18 protein-coding genes and 1 pseudogene are annotated in these 17704 nt (G+C 30.1%); 12 read left to right on the top strand and 7 right to left on the bottom strand.

Going from position 1 to position 17704, the window contains the following annotated elements; genetic code table 11:
• Positions 1–11: 11 nt before the first annotated feature.
• Positions 12–479: an NUDIX hydrolase gene (locus EBB51_RS10635; protein ID WP_123054446.1), complete on the top strand. Its 468-nt coding sequence runs from the start codon at positions 12–14 to the stop codon at positions 477–479.
• A gap of 657 nt (positions 480–1136) precedes the next feature.
• Here the strand turns inward: EBB51_RS10635 and EBB51_RS10630 are convergent.
• The gene (locus tag EBB51_RS10630) at positions 1137–2708 is read right to left on the bottom strand and encodes an FAD-dependent oxidoreductase (protein ID WP_123054445.1); all 1572 of its coding nucleotides are present in this window, start codon (positions 2706–2708) and stop codon (positions 1137–1139) included.
• Between the two features lie 151 nt (positions 2709–2859).
• Between EBB51_RS10630 and EBB51_RS10625 the strand changes: the two genes are divergently transcribed.
• The 7 genes from EBB51_RS10625 to EBB51_RS10600 all read left to right on the top strand — a co-directional run bounded on the left by EBB51_RS10625 (position 2860) and on the right by EBB51_RS10600 (position 7504).
• The gene (locus tag EBB51_RS10625; RefSeq protein WP_123054444.1) at positions 2860–3294 is read left to right on the top strand and encodes a hypothetical protein; all 435 of its coding nucleotides are present in this window, start codon (positions 2860–2862) and stop codon (positions 3292–3294) included.
• Between the two features lie 43 nt (positions 3295–3337).
• On the top strand, positions 3338–3826 hold the full coding sequence (locus tag EBB51_RS10620; RefSeq protein WP_123054443.1) for an NUDIX domain-containing protein: 489 nt from the start codon (positions 3338–3340) through the stop codon (positions 3824–3826).
• Between the two features lie 85 nt (positions 3827–3911).
• The gene (locus EBB51_RS10615) at positions 3912–4307 is read left to right on the top strand and encodes a hypothetical protein (protein ID WP_123054442.1); all 396 of its coding nucleotides are present in this window, start codon (positions 3912–3914) and stop codon (positions 4305–4307) included.
• 311 nt (positions 4308–4618) lie between these two features.
• On the top strand, positions 4619–5977 hold the full coding sequence (locus EBB51_RS10610; RefSeq protein WP_123054441.1) for an HD domain-containing protein: 1359 nt from the start codon (positions 4619–4621) through the stop codon (positions 5975–5977).
• A gap of 125 nt (positions 5978–6102) precedes the next feature.
• Positions 6103–7002 carry a chemotaxis protein gene (locus EBB51_RS10605; protein ID WP_123054440.1) on the top strand — a complete coding sequence of 300 codons (900 nt, stop codon included), beginning with the start codon at positions 6103–6105 and terminating at the stop codon, positions 7000–7002.
• A gap of 25 nt (positions 7003–7027) precedes the next feature.
• Positions 7028–7186: a hypothetical protein gene (locus EBB51_RS13705; protein ID WP_190285272.1), complete on the top strand. Its 159-nt coding sequence runs from the start codon at positions 7028–7030 to the stop codon at positions 7184–7186.
• Between the two features lie 108 nt (positions 7187–7294).
• A complete protein-coding gene (locus tag EBB51_RS10600) occupies positions 7295–7504 on the top strand; it encodes a YeeE/YedE thiosulfate transporter family protein (RefSeq protein ID WP_243103841.1) in 210 nt (69 codons plus the stop codon).
• Positions 7505–7705: 201 nt separating this feature from the next.
• Here EBB51_RS10600 and EBB51_RS10595 read toward each other — a convergent pair whose 3' ends face one another.
• The 4 genes from EBB51_RS10595 to dinB all read right to left on the bottom strand — a co-directional run bounded on the left by EBB51_RS10595 (position 7706) and on the right by dinB (position 10655).
• The gene (locus tag EBB51_RS10595; protein ID WP_123054439.1) at positions 7706–8041 is read right to left on the bottom strand and encodes a hypothetical protein; all 336 of its coding nucleotides are present in this window, start codon (positions 8039–8041) and stop codon (positions 7706–7708) included.
• A 152-nt stretch (positions 8042–8193) separates the two neighbouring features.
• Positions 8194–8691: a hypothetical protein gene (locus EBB51_RS10590; RefSeq protein ID WP_123054438.1), complete on the bottom strand. Its 498-nt coding sequence runs from the start codon at positions 8689–8691 to the stop codon at positions 8194–8196.
• A 223-nt stretch (positions 8692–8914) separates the two neighbouring features.
• Positions 8915–9382, bottom strand: coding sequence for a DUF3189 family protein (locus EBB51_RS10585; protein ID WP_123054437.1), 468 nt, complete (start codon positions 9380–9382; stop codon positions 8915–8917).
• Between the two features lie 61 nt (positions 9383–9443).
• Positions 9444–10655 (bottom strand): DNA polymerase IV, encoded by a 1212-nt coding sequence (gene dinB / locus EBB51_RS10580; protein WP_123054436.1) that lies wholly within the window; start codon positions 10653–10655, stop codon positions 9444–9446.
• A gap of 761 nt (positions 10656–11416) precedes the next feature.
• Here dinB and ilvA point away from each other — a divergent pair.
• The gene (gene ilvA / locus EBB51_RS10575) at positions 11417–12622 is read left to right on the top strand and encodes a threonine ammonia-lyase (protein WP_123054435.1); all 1206 of its coding nucleotides are present in this window, start codon (positions 11417–11419) and stop codon (positions 12620–12622) included.
• Between the two features lie 508 nt (positions 12623–13130).
• On the opposite strand, the pseudogene EBB51_RS10570 reads toward ilvA, so the two are convergent.
• Together EBB51_RS10570 and EBB51_RS10565 are read right to left on the bottom strand one after the other, a co-directional pair.
• Positions 13131–13503 (bottom strand): annotated as a pseudogene (locus tag EBB51_RS10570) (GyrI-like domain-containing protein).
• 552 nt (positions 13504–14055) lie between these two features.
• The gene (locus EBB51_RS10565) at positions 14056–14820 is read right to left on the bottom strand and encodes a flavodoxin family protein (RefSeq protein ID WP_123054434.1); all 765 of its coding nucleotides are present in this window, start codon (positions 14818–14820) and stop codon (positions 14056–14058) included.
• Positions 14821–15240: 420 nt separating this feature from the next.
• On the opposite strand from EBB51_RS10565, the gene EBB51_RS10560 reads away from it, so the two are divergent.
• Genes EBB51_RS10560 through EBB51_RS10550 form a run of 3 tightly spaced genes read left to right on the top strand, consistent with a single transcriptional unit; the run spans position 15241 to position 17522 of the window.
• Positions 15241–16500 (top strand): double-cubane-cluster-containing anaerobic reductase, encoded by a 1260-nt coding sequence (locus EBB51_RS10560; RefSeq protein WP_123054433.1) that lies wholly within the window; start codon positions 15241–15243, stop codon positions 16498–16500.
• Positions 16500–16751 carry a DUF3343 domain-containing protein gene (locus tag EBB51_RS10555; RefSeq protein WP_123054432.1) on the top strand — a complete coding sequence of 84 codons (252 nt, stop codon included), beginning with the start codon at positions 16500–16502 and terminating at the stop codon, positions 16749–16751. The genes EBB51_RS10560 and EBB51_RS10555 overlap by 1 nt, the downstream gene beginning before the upstream one ends.
• Positions 16752–16766: 15 nt before the next feature.
• Positions 16767–17522: an acyl-CoA dehydratase activase gene (locus tag EBB51_RS10550; protein ID WP_123054431.1), complete on the top strand. Its 756-nt coding sequence runs from the start codon at positions 16767–16769 to the stop codon at positions 17520–17522.
• The last annotated feature ends 182 nt before the right edge of the window (positions 17523–17704 follow it).

Below are 17704 nucleotides of genomic sequence, written 5' to 3'. Positions count from 1 at the left end.
GAGGAATAATAATGGAACTAGATTATGTGAAGTATATACGTGGTAAAGTTGGGCATGATGCAATAAATTTAACGGGAGTAAATGTATTGATAGTAGATGAAAGTAATCGGGTTTTACTTCAAAGAAGGGGAACTTTTCCGTACAAATGGGGATTAATCGGGGGAATTACTGAGTTAGGGGAATCTCTTGAACAAACAGCTGTTAGAGAAACAAAAGAAGAAACTGGACTGGATGTTGAAGAATTAAAATTATTGGGTACTACATCAGGAAAAGAATGTTATATATGTTTTCCTAATGGCGATAAAGCATATTTTATAACTATTGGATACTATACTAAAAATTTTAGCGGCGAGTTAAAAATAGATGGATTAGAAACTAAAGAGTTGAAATTTTTCAGCTGCAAAAAGTTACCTCAAGATATACCAGCTAGTCATAAAATGATGCTGGATATTTATTATAATAAAGTCAATGGATCTTGAAAAAGAGAATTTTTCAAGATCCATTTTAATGTTACTATAAAGAGTTTTCCTAAAAAACTTTAAATTAGTCATGATTAAATTTAAAGTCTCATATAATATAGAAAAGGACAAGCTCATAAAGTATGGATTCAAACTAAAAATATATAAAAAAAAGGTCCATATAAGAAAATGCGAATGGATCTATTAAATAAATAACTAAACTTAAATATTAAGTAAAACCATAACCTAAGCAATTATAAGTTTACTTGATATATGAGGTTTATAAATGGAGGTATTTAAAATGTCATTATCAATATTTATGGCTTATATAGATTATTGCAAAAGGGAACATAAGGAACCTAGTGTCGAGGAACTGTATCAGTGGAAGAAGAAATATAATCATAGATAGATGACATAGGACAGAGGACAATGAAGGATGATTTTTCTCCGCTGCGCTTACGAAAAATCTTTAATTTAAAGGAAATTCATGTTTTTTTTTTGTTCCTTAAGGAGTACTCTCCTAAGTAAGCAGGCATCTAAAAATCATAGATTTTAGATGCCTGCTTAAGCGATGTTTTGCATTAGCAAAACAAACCTAAAAAATAAATTAGTTTTCTGACGTAAGGAAGAAAACTTACCTTCTCTGTCCTTTGTCCTCTATCCTCTGTTTTTATGTTTTTATGATTGTAATATCTTAGGATCTATTTTGTTTGCACCTTCCTTGTAATGATGCAGCTTATTGACTGCTGGTCCTTCTAAGATTTCACCATCGTAGGTAAATCTAGAACCATGGCATGGGCAGTCCCATGATTTTTCAGCATCATTCCACTTTAATTCACATCCAACATGGGTACAGGTAATATCAACTAAGTGTAATACACCATTATCATCTTTATAAGCTCCGTATTTATGACCATCTAATTCAATTGTCTTTCCTTCGCCGCATTTAATATCAATGTTATCTTCACCGGACTTAATTTTATTAACTATAAGCTCTTTTGCCACATCAAAATTTTCAGCAGCTAGTGTTTTATAGGCACCTATAGTAAAATGTCTTGATGGATTAAATACTTCTTCCCAAGGATTATTCTTGCTTAAAATTTTATCAGTTAGTAATCTAGCAGCAGCGGTACCATTAGTCATACCCCATTCACCAAATCCTGCTGCAACATAAATATTTTCTGTTTGAGAAGTCAATTTTCCTACGTAAGGTACATGATCTACAGTTATATAATCTTGAGCTGACCATTTATACAATATGCTGTTAACATCAAAAATTGATTGAGCAAATTTCTCTAGATTATTATAATGTTCTTCGAAATTATTTCCATGGGCAGTTTTATGACCTTCTCCACCTACTAAAACTAATTGATTTTTTCCATCATATTGTGCTCTTAAAGAACGTCCTGGATTTTCAACATTAATGAACATTCCATCTGGAAACTTTTCTTTTATATTTGCAGCAATAACATATGATCTTTGTGGTTTGAGTCTTGTTAAATACAATCCCATCCCATCGTAACATGGAAAATGGGAAGCAATAATAACTTTTGGAGCCGTTACTTTTTTACCTTTGTCTGTAACGATAGTAACCAAGTTTCCTTCTTCTATTTCAACTGCTTCTGTATTTTCAAATATGTAACTTCCATCTCCAGGTATCTTTTCAGCTATTGGAAGTAAGTACTTTCTTGGATGAAATTGAGCTTGATTTTCAAAAACTACAGCTGATTTTATCTGTAAGTTAATTGGTAATTTATCTGCACATTTTGCTTTTATTCCCAGTTTTAAAGCTGCTTCAGTTTCTTTTTCGATATCCTTAATATGCTCTTCTTCTCTTGTATACATATATGCTGGAAGCCTTTGAAAATCACAATTTATATTGAGCTTATTTATCATATGATTAATAAATCCTATAGATGATTCATTGGCATTAGCATATCCTCTTGCAATTTCCATACCCATTGAATTTATTAACTTATCATATATTAAATGATGTTGAGAAGTTATTTTGGCAGTAGTAAAACCAGTTGTTCCTTGAACGATTCTACTTGCTTCAATAATAGCAACTTTTAGTCCTTCATTTTTTAAAATATAACCTGCAGTTATGCCAACAATTCCTCCTCCTATAATTGCAGCATCTACTTTTACGTCCTTGTCTAATGCGGGATAATTTGTTGTTGGTGTTGACTCTATCCAATAGGATTTTAAATAACCATTAGTATTTTTAGATGCATTATTTAGTTTATCCATAAAATTCACCCTTTTATAATTTAATATTAAATAGTATTTGATATTAATGTAAACTTATTCATCAAAATATACCAATTGTTCATAAAATAATGTTAAATATGTATTATAATAAAATTAATATAAATAAGTGGTGAAAAATGGAGGCTGTGATATGAAAAGAGAAGGAATTAGAAGGAGTGTGTTTTGGCTTGCAATAATATGTTTAGTTGCTTGCATTGGAATTTATGACTACACTATTGATAAACAGAAAAATAATTTTAATATAAGTAATGTGAACTGGCATGCTGACGCAAAATTTTGGACAGATAATACTGTAAATAATATTTATGATGTAAAATTTCAATTACTTGATGGAACAGATACAAGACAGATAAGTTCCAAAAAGCCAAATTACACAATGAAAATTGATTCTTCAGCTGAAAAAGGGAAATTAAATATAAAAGTATATAATAATAAAAAAACATTATTTGAAAAGAGTGGGAACATAAATAAAACGATACAAATTTCAGGTTCTGATTCTAAAAATATTAAAGTTGAGCTTACAGGTAAAGGAGCAAAAGGACATACTAAAATTACACTCAAATAAGAGTATTATACATTGTGAATGAATTCAATTGGAGGCATTTTAGATGGAATTATGGGATATATATGATTGTAATGCATGTAAAACTGGTTTAGTAAAAAAACGAAGTGATATTTTGAATAAAGGAGAGTATCATTTAGCTTCTGAAGTGTGGATAATTAATAGTAAACGTGAAATATTGATTCAGCAGAGATCCAGCAATAAGAAAACACTTCCTAATATATGGGCATTAACTACAGGCTGCATGATTAGTGGGGAAGATACGTTGGATGGTTCTATTAGAGAAGTAAAAGAGGAATTAGGAATATTCCTTAAAAGGAATGATTTAAATTTTATGCAAAGAATATTTCGTACAAATACAATTTGGAATATTTACTTTGTGTATAAAGATATTGACTTGTCAAAAATAGTTCTTCAAACAGAAGAAGTTAGTAAAGTAAAACTAGTGTCTATTAAGGAATTTAAAGATATGCTTTCGCTGGGTAAATTATATGAGTATCCTGAAATTTATTATATCTTATCCCTTATCAAATAAAAAATATGATAAAATATAAGTGTATTTTAAGGATAATTAATTAAAGAGTTACAATAAAATTAAAGTTAGATAATTGGGAGCAGAAATGATAAATAATATAAAATCATATGAAGTGGTAGGGGAAGTAAATAGAAAATTAGCTGAGGCTGCAGAATTTAAATATAAGGGGAATATCTACATGTCCCCTGGGGTAAAGAAACATATAGTAAAAAGACATAAGAAGGATTTAAAAAAAGAATTTTTAGATGATATACCTAAATACATAAGGTTAGTAATAAATGAACCAGATTATGTTGGTAAGCACCCTGATAAAGTTGGACGCAGCATGGAGTTTATCAAGAAAATAGGACGTAATTTATTGGTTGCTATAGAAGTTGATTTGGATGATAACTATATATATGTAGCATCATTATACCCTATAACGGAATCAAAGGTTGTAAGTAGAGTGAATAGCGGTAGATTCAAAAAAGTAAAAAAGTAATATGTTGACTTTAACTATATGAATAAGGTATAATATAATTGTATAAAATAGTATAAGAGTAACTAATTTGAGGTGGGAAATGGCTCCCCACGCGCAGTTTTAACTGTTAACAGAGATGCAGGATACGCCGCCCTGCCAAATTATTATTTTAAAGTTTAGGCACCCAATTTCTGGGTGCTTTTGTTTTATAGTTCTATACAGCAGGGCGAAGTGGATACACCACGAACCCCGTACCCTTGTGGTCATAAAGGTTCACAGGTATAAATAAAAAGGTATTATTGAAAAATAACTTATAAAAAGATTGAGGAGTAATTTTGATGAAAGATGTAAAGATAGATATGCCGGGCAGTGTAAGATATATTTTAAATACTTTAAATGAAGCTGGATACGAAGCTTATATTGTTGGTGGATGTGTTAGGGACAGTTTGATAAATAGAAATCCAGGAGATTGGGATATAACTACAAGTGCACTTCCAGAACAAGTTTTAAATATATTTACAAGTTTAGGGTGTAAGGTAGTTGAAACAGGGTTAAAACATGGAACGGTTACAATTATTATAAATAAAGAATCTTTTGAAGTAACTACATATAGGGTTGATGGAGATTATAGTGACGGAAGGCATCCTGATAGTGTAACCTTTACAAGAAGTTTAAAAGAAGATTTAGCAAGAAGAGATTTTACTATAAATAGCATGAGTTACAATGAAAGCCGCGGGTTATTAGATTATTTTAATGGAACTTTAGACATTAAAAATAAAATAATAAGATGTGTTGGAAATGGCAGTGACAGGTTTAATGAAGATGCTTTGAGAATGTTAAGGTGTATAAGATTTTCATGCCAGCTGGACTTTGATATTGATAAACAAAATTTATTAGATATATTTAAAATAAGTGATAACATAAAAAAGATATCATTTGAAAGAATTAGAGAAGAACTAAATAAAATTTTAATCTCACAAAAACCTGAAAAGGGATTAATTCTCCTTGCACAATCCAAATTACTTGAAAATTTCATACCAGAGTTCAAGGATACTTATAATTTTAATCAACACAGCAAGTACCATGATAAAGATGTTTTTATGCATACTATCTCAGTTGTAAAAAATGTGCCTTGCAATTTAGAAATGAGATTGGCAGCTTTATTACATGATATAGGAAAGCCAAGATGTTTTACAATGGGTAATGATGGAATAGGTCATTTTTATAAGCATGAAATAGAAAGTCAAAGCATGGCTAAAAAAATACTTACTAGATTAAAATTTGACAATAAAACAATAGATACAGTATGCAAACTTATATATAATCATATGACACCTACAAATTTGAAAAATAAATCTATTAAAAAACTTATTATAAGAGTTGGAAGAGAAAATATATATAACCTTTTGAAACTCATGAAAGCTGATAGAATGGCAGCGGCTCAAGAATTTAGGAATTATAGTGATATACTGAGCTTGAAATATAAAATAGATGAGATAATAAATCAAAATGAACCACTTTCAGTTAAAGAATTAGCTGTTAATGGTGGTGACTTAATGGAGATTGGGTATAAGCAGGGAAAAGAAATAGGAATTATATTAAATAGTTTGATAGAAAAGGTTCTAGATAATCCTGAGCTCAATACTAGAGAACAGTTACTAAAAATGGCTGTAGAGAAAAAACGCTTATGATATACTTAAAAATTATTTTAAACTTGTTCATATTATAAAAATTAGGACGAAACTATAGTATTGGAAAAATTACATTGGTAAAACATTGAAGTTTATAAAATCAAAAGTAAAGAGGGGATAGTATTATGAATACAGATATATTACTAGAAAGTGGAACAGGAGAGCTTGAAATACTTGAGTTTGTAATAAATAACAAGCACTATGCAATTAATGTTATAAAGGTTAAAGAAATATTGGAAGTTGACAATTTGACTAGATTGCCGCGTTCAAATCCTTCCATAGGCGGGCTCATATTGTGCAGGGACGAAATAATAACTTTGATTGATTTAAAATATGTTTTAGAGGGAAAAAGTGATACAGAAGAAGATAACAAAAGTTTTAAAGTTATAATATGTGAATTTAATAAGATTAAAGTGGCGTTTAATATTGATAAAGTTTTAGGAGTTCATCGTATTGGATGGAATAAAATAATGAAACCTCAAGAGATATATGCTAATTCTTTGATTACAGGAAATATTGTTTTGGATCATAAAATAATATTAATGCTGGACTTTGAAAAAATAGTTACAGATATTAGTCCAAGTACTGGAATAAGTGAAGATAAAATTGCAAATATAGACTATAAGGATAGATCAAACGTTAAAATTATGCTTGCAGATGACTCAGCTCTAATAAGAAAATTATTAAAAGATACGCTTACAAAGGCTGGATTTAAAAATCTAATGTTCTTCAATGATGGCAGACAAGCATTGGATTATCTTGAAGGTTTGGAGAAAGAAAAACATGAAAAATTCACAGACGAAGTTCAAATGTTGATTACGGATATTGAAATGCCTCAAATGGATGGACATACTCTCACAAGAAAAATTAAGGAACATCCTATTTTAAGAAGACTGCCTGTTGTAATCTTTTCTTCGCTTATAACAGATGATTTAAAACATAAAGGAGTATCTGTAGGTGCAGATGAACAGCTTAGCAAACCTGAAATAGGTGATTTAGTAAAAGTAATAGATAAGTATATATAAAGTTTTATCCAGAAGGATTATAATTATGATGTCAAATGAAATGGAGGCGCTTATGCAGCAGCGCCAGCAAAAGGAGAAAAAGAAAAGAAAGAACCAAATCCCTTATGCAATTATGATACTTATATTTGCAGCAATTATGTGTTTATTTCCTTGGAAAAATAATCATGATGTTGTTGTATATTAGGTTACGGGGATTGCAATTGGAATTGTTCTAAGATATTCTAGGTTTTGTTTTGCAGGAGCTTTTAGAGATCCTTTTCTTTTAGGAAATACGAAGTTATTAAGAGGATTATTGATTTTTACATTAAGAGAGGTTCTGCTATTTGCACTTGGTGGAGCTACAATGGGATTGGGTACAAGATTTGCAAATGGATGTAACGTCGGAGCATTATATACACCGATTGCAAACTTTTCTTTATCAGGATGGGTATTCCTAATATTTATGGTTATAGGCGGTATCGCAGGGAATACACTTGCCAAGAGATGGTTCAAAAGAGCGTAGAAAAATAATATAAGGTTTATGATTCAAAACTTAGTTTACACTCTGGCATATGCTGCCAAACTAAGTTTTTACAGTGTCAAAGGCTGTATATATTTCCTAGAGTGTAAGTTAAGTTGCACTCTAGGAATATTCTACTTATAATGCTATAGACTTTTGGGGATATTCCACAGGGAAAAACTGCAAAAATTTGATTTTACAAATTTAATAGTAATCGTCATAATAATCGTCATAGTAATCATCATAATAATCATATAAGTATAAAGGAAACATATATGGGAATGGCCTCATGCGTCTGCGCCTGCGTATAGGTCTATAGGGTGGTCTGCGAATAGGTCTCCTCATAGGTCTTCCAGATACCCTTCTGCGGCCGCCTTGTCTGTATAAGTTAGGATCAAAGTCATAATCATTATTGTCGTATGTGTTTTGGGGTTGATCATAAAACATAGAATAATATGGGCAACAAGGCATAGTGTAAGGATAATTGAAGTCTTCAATATCTTCATTAGCAGCATTATTAGTATCAGAATTGCGAGTCATTCAGTATAATGCCTCCATAATAAAAATTAATCATAATATATACTATGATTAAAATGATAATTTGTTAATGAATTTTATTTGCATGGGAAAAGGAGGTATGAATCATTGTTTACATATCTCCTTTTACTTTAATTGAAAATAATGAAAACTTGCTATTTAGATTTAACTTCATAGTAGGCTGTTTTATGAGTGATAACTTTATCACTTGTTTTATTATTGTTAAACTGTACAATATCAACTCTATGTTTACCTACCTTTAAATTGTCACCTTTTAAATCCATTGTTACTTTGCCGTCTGCTAATTGATGTTTAGAATTTAAAAGACTATCTACAAATACATAGCTTAAGTTTTTACCATTAAAATTACTTGTAGTTAAACCAATTTGTTGAACACTAGCATTTTTTTCAACATATATAATTGGAACTGCTCCATTTTGGGAAGTACCAGATGGAGTTGATATAAAGAAAGTACCTTGCCCCATATCAGCTTGTAAGTCATTTGGAATTTTCATTATATCATTTTTAGTTTGTTCTGTTGCATTTTCCGTTTTATTTTTAACTTGATTAGCACCTTGTTTAGCTGTAGTACATCCTATTAAATTCATGGCAATTGACAAGGTCATTACAATAGGCAAAAATTTTTTTACCATTTGAACACTCCCTTTCAAATACAAAGTTTTATTGCTGTAACTCTATTATGCCTATTGAAAAAAATAATATTAGTTTTTATATGTTTTAATTTTTTAAACATAAAAGTAGATGCTGTTAATGCATCTACTTTTATTAATTTAATAAGGAAGTGTGACATATATTTGATATTATAACCACAATATCGTAAATTAATGCAAAGTTAAATTATAAGAACATATTAATTCATTTTATAGATAACTTTAAAGTGCTTTTCACGCCTTGAACCAACTTTACTATATCCATATAAGCTTGCTGAGTGCCTTTTAATACTATTGGTCTTCCAATACTCACTAAGTGTAATTTTCTTGAAGTAAACCCTCCTACGTTCATGAGAAAGTTAACTGTTGGTTTTGTATCAATAATTAAAAGTTCTTTGCTATCTTTGTTACAAATAGAGCACATATCTTGAATAGCAGGTATTACTATGTTTGGAGCATATTTTCTTCCTAAGGTATATACCTTTGTATTGAATTCATCCTTCCCAATATAAATCAAATGACCAAGTTCGTCCTTTGTAATTTTATCGAAAGTTGGTAAACTAATTAATTCTTTTGTATCGGGAACCCTATCCATTGGAAGCTTTCCAATATGTATATTTGCTGCTGCAACTGTAGAATGAGCACCACCAACATCGTGATATATTACAATCATATTGATCCACCTGCTTTTGAATATTATGTATTTAGTATTTTCTAAAATTACAATTATATTCTTATTTTTTCTTCCAATGATTATTATCTAAGAATATGGCACGATCAATTATGGAATTCCCATATTTACTTCGTATCTTATCAATTGTAGATTCTAATTTGTAAGTTTTGATTGAATTATCTTCTGCATTTTCGGTATCAGATATTTCAAACATTGATATTTGATGTGCAGTACTCTCATTTTCAAATCCACTAAGACTTATTCCAAGAAGTCTTAGTGGGATTTGTTCATTCCAGTTATTTTTAAGTAATTCAGCACTAGCTGAGTAAATTTCTTTTGCAATACAAGTTTGAGGTATAGTTTTTTGTCTAGTTATAACTTTGAAGTCATAGTACTTAACTACAATTTGTACTATATGACCTTTTTTTCCATGCTTTCTAGCCGACCTGGAAACTTCATCAGAAAGCCGCATTAAAATCATATTTGCAGTTTTAATGCTTGTTATGTCTTCTGGAAGTGTTATTGACTTACCAATTGATTTCATTTCATCATGTGAGTGTGGTTTAACATGAGAAGTATCAATTCCATTTGCCAGCAGGTAAATTTGAGTACCAATTTTACCAAGCTTCTTTATTAGTCTGCTTTTATCTGAATTAGCAAGTTCTCCTATAGTTTTGATACCGATACTTTCTAGCTTAGAAGAAGTTTGTCTTCCAACTCCATACATAGATTTAATCGGCAGAGGCCACAATTTTTCTTTTATATTTTTTTGCCAAAGCTCAGTAATTCCTCCAGGCTTTTTGATATCAGAAGCCATTTTTGATAAAAATTTATTTTCAGATATTCCTATTGATGAACTTAATCCAAGCTCATTTTTAATTTGATTTGAAATAAGTTTTGCAGATTTTAAAGGTTCTCCAAATAAGCCTTCTGAACCTGTCATATCAAGCCACGCTTCATCTATGCTATTTTGTTCTATTATAGGAGTATAACGTGCAAGAATTTCTATTACCTCTTTAGATTTTTGTTTGTAAAACTCTAAATCTGGGGGAAGGATGATTAAATTTGAGCATAACTTTAATGCTTTATTTAAGACCATTGTGGTTTTTATACCATATTTTCGGGCAGCATAATTTGCTGTCAAAATTATACCTGATCGTTTTTTAGGATCGCCTGCTACTGCAGCAGGTTTTTTAATGAGTTCAGGATGGCGAGTTGATTCACAACTTATAAAGAAAGCATCCATATCAACAAGAAAAATTATTTTCTGCATACATACACCTACCAGTTTAAAAATAACTTTTTGATTTACATAAACCTTTACCACAGGGGACATAGGACAGAGGACAAAGGACAATGAAAGTTGATTTTTTGCTAACGCAAAAGAATCTTTAAATTTATATAAGTTAGCAGAGATTTCGCATCTGTATCCCGTCCTTTGAGGATGTTACCAATATATTTTAGTGTATAAGTTAACTTTCTAGTCAGTTTCCGTATATATTAAAGATATTTTAGCATACTTTAGAATAAAAATAATTATATAATGATAATTATAACTAAGAAATTTCTGCAAATTAAAAAAGCTCTATATTAATTTGATAATAATTTTAACACTTATCAAAAAAAATAACATTTATTTCGGCATTTTTAGCATAATATGCAATAAATGCTTCATTTTTTAGAACAAGTAATATTTTTAAAGTTAATTATGAGAAAAAACAATTGTTTTAAAGAAATAAATATGGTAGAATAAAGTAGAAATAAGAAATCATTAAAGTATTACGACTTGAAAATATTGCAGTTATCAGAAAGTAGATATGTTTTTTGGGGAATTGATTGATGCTGACATACAAAGCGTAAAATAAGTGTTTTGTGAAAAAACAAATATAGGTTTTTATAAGTCGAATGATATCGTTTTCTGACATATTAATTAGTTTAAATGCAATATTTAATTCTTAAATTAAACTTTAAGCGTACTATTATTCAAATATTATAATTTTCAATAATATTAAACATTAATTGGGAGGGGTACTCATGGAATTAAATTTAGAAAGAATTAAACAGGCACAACAAAATATTAAGAAGGTAGCTAGAAAAACTCCATTGTTTTATACTAGCACTTTCTCTAAAGAATGTAATTGTAATTTGTATTTAAAATGTGAGAATAAACAAAAAACTGGAGCTTTTAAATTAAGAGGAGCTTATAATAAATTAGTAAATTTAACTGAAGAAGAAAAGAAAAAAGGAGTTATAGCATCTTCAGCTGGAAACCATGCACAAGGAGTTGCATATGCTGCAACAACTTTTGGAGTTAAATCTACTATAGTTATGCCTGAGACTGCACCACAAGCAAAGGTACAAGCAACAAGAGGATATGGTGCTGAGGTTATTCAAGCAGGACAAGTATATGATGAATGTTATGCAAAAGCTGTTCAAGTACAAAAAGAAACAGGTGCAACATTTGTTCATCCTTTTAATGATGAAGATGTAATGGCTGGACAAGGAACAATTGGACTTGAAATATTAGAAGCATTACCAGATGCAGACTTTATAATAGTTCCAGTCGGCGGTGGTGGATTAATATCAGGCATAGCAACTGCGGCTAAATCCATAAAACCATCAATAAAAATAATAGGTGTACAACCAGAAATCGTAGCTTCAACTAAAGCTTCATTAGAAAAAGGAAAAGTAGTTACACTTCCTGGTGCAAAATCTCTTGCAGATGGTATATCAGTTAGTACTCCAGGAGATAAGTGCTTTGAATATATAAAGAAATATGTTGATGAAGTAATTACTATAACAGAAGAAGAAATAGCATATGGTATGTTTGAACTTATGGAAAGAAATAAGCTTATTACTGAAGGTGCAGGAGCATCTCCACTAGCAGCTTTACTTGCAGGAAAAGTAAAAGGAATAAAAGGAAAAAATGTTGTTGCATTAGTTAGTGGGGGAAATGTAGATATTGCTACAGCTGCTAAAATAATAGAAAGAGAATTAGTACTTTTAAAGAGAAGAATTAGGTTTACAGTAGAACTTCAAGATAAAGAAGGAAAACTAGGTGCTCTAATATCTGAGATAGGCAAAATGGGCGCAAATGTTGTTACTGTTAGACAGAATAACAACTGGAGTGAAAAAGGATTGGATTTTGCCGATGTATCATTTGAAATTACTGTACAATCAAAAGAACATGGAGATAAGGTTAAATCTGAGTTACAAAAATTAGGATATAAATTTGTATAATATATAGTATTTCTAGATTGCAGCTTAACTTACACTCCGGAAAATATATACAGCCTTTGACACTGTAAAAACTTTTAACAAGTTTAAAGCTTTTATTTTGAAAATTCAAGAGGCTCAAATAAACTCGCAAGCTCAGACAGTATTTGAGCCTCTAGAATTTTCTAAAATATTTCGCTAAAACTTGTAATAAAAGTTTTTAATGTGCCTTCAGGCTGTATATATTTTCCTGCGTGTAAGTTAATGCATGAATTAGAAAACCTATAGTGATCAATAATTTGTGATAATTTTGTAATTGAATTTACACATATATATTTCTAAGTTAAACTCCAGTAAGAATTTTGTTCTTGCTGGAATTTTACTTTACCTAAGTAATTAATATCCCATGCGCACCTCATCTTTTTTAATTTAAAATTTTCTTTGAACTTTTTCTTATCTTAGTAAATTTAAAGACAAATATCGTGAGACAGCTAAGTTCTCAGCTAAATTGGAATTTTGTCTTACTATTCTTTTATAATATTGGTACACAAATTTCACAGCAATGCTTATTTATCATCTGTATTGCATAGCGTTCAATGATAGGTCTTCTATAATCAAATTCGTAATTTCTTTTTGATAACTCCGGAAATATCTCCATCCATGCTCTTTGCACAGCATCTACCGTATGACTTATTTTAAATACGCAATGTTTTCCACCAATAATTTTTCCAAAATTGATATACTTATTATCAACCTTATATGATTGAACTTTCATTAAATAAGTTTTTTTCTCTAGCCCAACTCTTTAATTGCTCTATTATTTGCACATTCTCTGAACTGTATGGACCTGTTCTTCGTATATAAGCAATTTTATATGATGGTATCATTTCAATATTGATATTCATAATTTACCTTCTTTTTTTAATAGAGTACATCGATGCCTGAATTCATCATATAATGCTTTAAAATGTATTTCAACTTATTTTTTTAAATTACCAAATTACCATTTATAACACTCAACTTTAAACTTTGCTTTATATACCAGATTATATTGATTAAACCGTAAAAATAAAAGGGCCGCGCCCTAAAATCTTATATGCGTTTGACCTGTCGTTAAAGCGAAATATTGCGTATAAACCATATATGCTAGATTACAATAATTTTTGAATTACGCAATTATCCATTTACTTATATATAGATAATTAGATTCCTATTGGTGTCCAATGAGTACATATATAAACTGTACTTTCACCATCCTCAGATAACACATAATTACCGCAAGTAGTACATGGATAATTTCTTTTGTATGGTGTGTACTTGCACCCATAACACGAGTATTTTATCAACCTACCTCCTAATTTCTTTGTATTATGCAGTATCTTAAATATAAAAACACCTCAAATTCAATTTTTCTGAATAATGCGGTATCCTGATTTATTATTTTATTAAGTTTAACATCACTTCAATACTTTACTAATAAGAGAGACAATGGAATTTTTGATTTTTCCTATATGAACCTTATAATAATAATTTTCTTTCGTATTCAACCATCCTTTGCCACTCCAAAATTTAAAATCAGCAGAATTTTGTGGTGCCTTTGAAAATGCCCTTTGCTGCATTTTAAAAGTTAAAAGTTTAATAAACGACGGCTTTATAACTTCTGTATTAATTATTTTACTGTAGAACAAATCCACTTGTTTATTCAATTTTTTCATTTCCTTCATTGACTTTATATTATCCCTTTCATGCAGTGGAGCATAAGTTAATCCAACTTTTGCACAGGTTATAAATCCCATTGTGCCAATTATGAAGGATAATATACTTCCTACAACTCCTAATCCCACCGCTCCAGTCGATATGACCACCATCGCCTTCTTCCCATGAAAATCAGGTCGGTGACATTTATAAGCAAAACGATCTAAAAAGTTCTTCATAATCCAGGATACATTGTACGTATATACTGGCGATCCAAATATTACGGCATCAGCTTGTTTCATTTTAAATTCAAGGTTATGCCTATCATCATTTAGTGGGCAATTTTCTTCGCCTTTTTCAATGCATATAAAGCAACCTTTACAGGTATTAATATTGGTCTTACTCAATTGCACATATTCAAATTTAATTGCATTATTCTTTTCTACTAATCTTTGTTCAATTAGTTTAACAGTCTTATAAGTATTACCATTTATTCTTGGGCTGCCAATTATAGCCAGTATATTCATATCCCTTTCCCCCATATATCCCACTCGTTAATAATTTTACAATTTGTAAAATTATTAAATTTCGTCTAAATATATTTTCATTATATCATGTTTTGTGAATACCACATTATTCAATTTTCAAAGAACACCATTCTTACCTTTTGTTTTAGTAATTACTTCGTAGAAGGCTGAATATATGCTGGAAAAAAGCATTAGAGCAAACCTTAAAGTTCTCATTTTTTTTGAGAGGACAGTGAAGGTTGATTTTTTGCTAATGCAAAAGAATCTTTTTCTGTCCTCTGTCCTCTTTAAAAATATTGCAGATAAATTAATATGATAGTTCCTGCATGATGTATTTGATATTAAAATATTTAGAATGCTTTAGACATGATAAAATAAATATATAAAAACTAATTAGTAATTTAAATGGAGGGATTAATTATGGGTAATTATAAAAAACTTTGGTCAAATTTAGGGGTTGATTTAGAAAAGCATGATAAACTTTGCGCGGTGCTTCCAGAACTATATGGTAATACATATTTAACCCAAGAAAATAGACCTCAAGCTATGAATTATTTTAATTCTGCTGTTGCTGAAATACATGGATTTAGGATACAAGAACTAGATGAATGCAAAAAGAAGGGCAGTAAAGTTGTAGGTACTTTTTGTGTTTTTGTTCCAGATGAAGTGATATTGGCAGCAGGGGCTATTGGAGTTGGGCTTTGCGGTGGATCTCAATTTTGGGTAGAGGATGGAGAAAAAGTTCTTCCCCGAAATATGTGCCCGCTTATAAAGGCATCTATGGGAGCAAAAATTGGAGGAACATGTCCGTATTTTCAATCATGTGATATGCTTGTTGGCGAAACTACTTGTGATGGAAAGAAAAAGGCATGGGAAATATTAAATGATTATATTCCTGTACATGTTATGGAATTACCGCAAATGAAAAGAGAAAAAGATTATGATTTATGGACAAGCGAGATAAAAAGTTTTATAGCAAAGATGGAGGAGCTTACAGGAAATAAGATAACAGTACAATCTCTTAAAGATTCAATAAAAACTGTTAATGCTAAGAGAAGGGCTTTAAAAAGGTTATATGATCTTAGAAAATGTACTCCTTCTCCTATAAGTGGATTAGATGCTCTTTTGGTATCGCAAATAGCATTTTTTGATGATTGTGATAGATTCATAAAAAAATCAAATGAGTTATGTGATGAATTAGAGGAAAGAATTAAAAATAATAAAAATGATAACAAAAAAAGAATAATGATAACAGGTACGCCTATGGCACTGCCTAATTGGAAGTTACATTCTATAATAGAAAGTCTAAATGCACAGGTAGTTGTAGAGGAAACTTGTACAGGTACAAGATATTTTGAAAATGAGGTATCTGAAGATGGAGAAACAATTGATGATTTAATAAGAAATTTAGCCGATAGATATTTAAAGATAAATTGTGCCTGTTTTACACCAAATTCAGGAAGAATAGATGATATAGTTAAATATGCTAAAGAGTATAATGTAGATGGTGTTATAGATACTAATTTATCTTTTTGCCATACTTATGCTGTAGAAAATAGATTAGTAGAAAAAGAGTTAAAAAATAGGAACATACCTGTATTGAATATAGAAACTGACTATTCTACAGAAGATTCAGGACAAATTAAAACGCGAGTTGAGGCATTCTTGGAGATGATATAATGCAGAAAACTAGGTATTACATATTATTTCCATCACATACTGAAGGAATAAAAATGGAAGAGTTATTAAAGAAAGAAAAAATAACATATACAATAACACCGACACCGCGTGAAATTTCAGCATGCTGTGGTATTTCAATAATGTATGATAAAAATGATGAAGAAAAGATTAAAGAACTAATAGCTTGTAATAAAGTAAATACTTCTGGCCTTCATTCAATAACTAAGGAATTAAAGAATCCATACCTATAATAAGAGGTGAAGTTTATGTTTTATGTGGGAATAGATATAGGTTCTACTGCTTCTAAAGTATGTGTGTTTGAAAATGATAGAATAAGAACTAAATTTGTTTATCCTACTGGATGGAGCAGTGTTAAAATAGCAGATGAAATAAAAGAAAAATTAATAAACATGGATTTGAATAAGAACAATTGTAAAATTGTAGCTACCGGTTATGGAAGGGTTTCGGTACCTTATGCAGATAAAACTATAACAGAAATAACATGTCATGGTAAAGGAGCATACTATCTTTTAGGAGAAGACTGCACTGTCATAGATATAGGTGGGCAGGATACCAAAATAATAACTGTCCAAAATGGAAATATAACTAATTTTACTATGAATGACAAATGTGCTGCAGGAACAGGAAGGTTTTTGGAACTTATGGCAAATACTCTAGGACTTGATATAAATCAAATGTGCCAAATGGCAAAGTCAGGTAAAGGTGTAACTATAAGTTCAATGTGTACTGTGTTTGCAGAATCTGAGGTTATAAGTTTAATAGGAAGCAATAAAAAAAGAGAAGATATAGCTTATGGAGTCATAGATTCCATAACTAGCAAGGTTAAATCACTATGTCAGAAACATTCAGACGAATTTAATTATTTTTTAACAGGTGGATTGAGTGACAGCAGTTATATAGTTGAAAAACTTTCTGAAAAGTTGGGCAGCAGTGTAAAGACAAATCCATTTGGAAGATATGCTGGGGCAATAGGAGCTGCAATTATGGCTCAAAAACTTTGATTATATTTTATAAAAATAAGTTGACTTTATATTTTATTCATGATATGCTTGTAACAATAAAAATACACCTTTAATACTAATCCCGTGAGGTTAGGAAGGCAAATGAAATTGACTTAAATTTATTACATATTATTATGATAATAAAGTATAATTATGCCTTCTATTAAGAAGGCTTTTTTTAT

The organism is Clostridium sp. JN-1, from assembly GCF_003718715.1.
GTDB lineage: Bacteria > Bacillota > Clostridia > Clostridiales > Clostridiaceae > Clostridium_AV.
This window is presented reverse-complemented; position numbering and strand designations above follow the sequence as displayed.

Excerpts from the sequence above, each read along its gene's own strand:
- EBB51_RS10565 (WP_123054434.1), bottom strand. The coding sequence starts at position 14,820 with ATGAATATACTGGCTATAATTGGCAGCCCAAGAATAAATGGTAATACT.
- EBB51_RS10560 (WP_123054433.1), top strand. The coding sequence starts at position 15,241 with ATGGGTAATTATAAAAAACTTTGGTCAAATTTAGGGGTTGATTTAGAA.
- EBB51_RS10550 (WP_123054431.1), top strand. The coding sequence starts at position 16,767 with ATGTTTTATGTGGGAATAGATATAGGTTCTACTGCTTCTAAAGTATGT.
- dinB (WP_123054436.1), bottom strand. The coding sequence starts at position 10,655 with ATGCAGAAAATAATTTTTCTTGTTGATATGGATGCTTTCTTTATAAGT.
- EBB51_RS10585 (WP_123054437.1), bottom strand. The coding sequence starts at position 9,382 with ATGATTGTAATATATCACGATGTTGGTGGTGCTCATTCTACAGTTGCA.
- EBB51_RS10555 (WP_123054432.1), top strand. The coding sequence starts at position 16,500 with ATGCAGAAAACTAGGTATTACATATTATTTCCATCACATACTGAAGGA.
- EBB51_RS10590 (WP_123054438.1), bottom strand. The coding sequence starts at position 8,691 with ATGGTAAAAAAATTTTTGCCTATTGTAATGACCTTGTCAATTGCCATG.
- ilvA (WP_123054435.1), top strand. The coding sequence starts at position 11,417 with ATGGAATTAAATTTAGAAAGAATTAAACAGGCACAACAAAATATTAAG.
- EBB51_RS10625 (WP_123054444.1), top strand. The coding sequence starts at position 2,860 with ATGAAAAGAGAAGGAATTAGAAGGAGTGTGTTTTGGCTTGCAATAATA.
- EBB51_RS10615 (WP_123054442.1), top strand. The coding sequence starts at position 3,912 with ATGATAAATAATATAAAATCATATGAAGTGGTAGGGGAAGTAAATAGA.
- EBB51_RS10620 (WP_123054443.1), top strand. The coding sequence starts at position 3,338 with ATGGAATTATGGGATATATATGATTGTAATGCATGTAAAACTGGTTTA.
- EBB51_RS10630 (WP_123054445.1), bottom strand. The coding sequence starts at position 2,708 with ATGGATAAACTAAATAATGCATCTAAAAATACTAATGGTTATTTAAAA.
- EBB51_RS10635 (WP_123054446.1), top strand. The coding sequence starts at position 12 with ATGGAACTAGATTATGTGAAGTATATACGTGGTAAAGTTGGGCATGAT.
- EBB51_RS10605 (WP_123054440.1), top strand. The coding sequence starts at position 6,103 with ATGAATACAGATATATTACTAGAAAGTGGAACAGGAGAGCTTGAAATA.
- EBB51_RS13705 (WP_190285272.1), top strand. The coding sequence starts at position 7,028 with ATGATGTCAAATGAAATGGAGGCGCTTATGCAGCAGCGCCAGCAAAAG.
- EBB51_RS10595 (WP_123054439.1), bottom strand. The coding sequence starts at position 8,041 with ATGACTCGCAATTCTGATACTAATAATGCTGCTAATGAAGATATTGAA.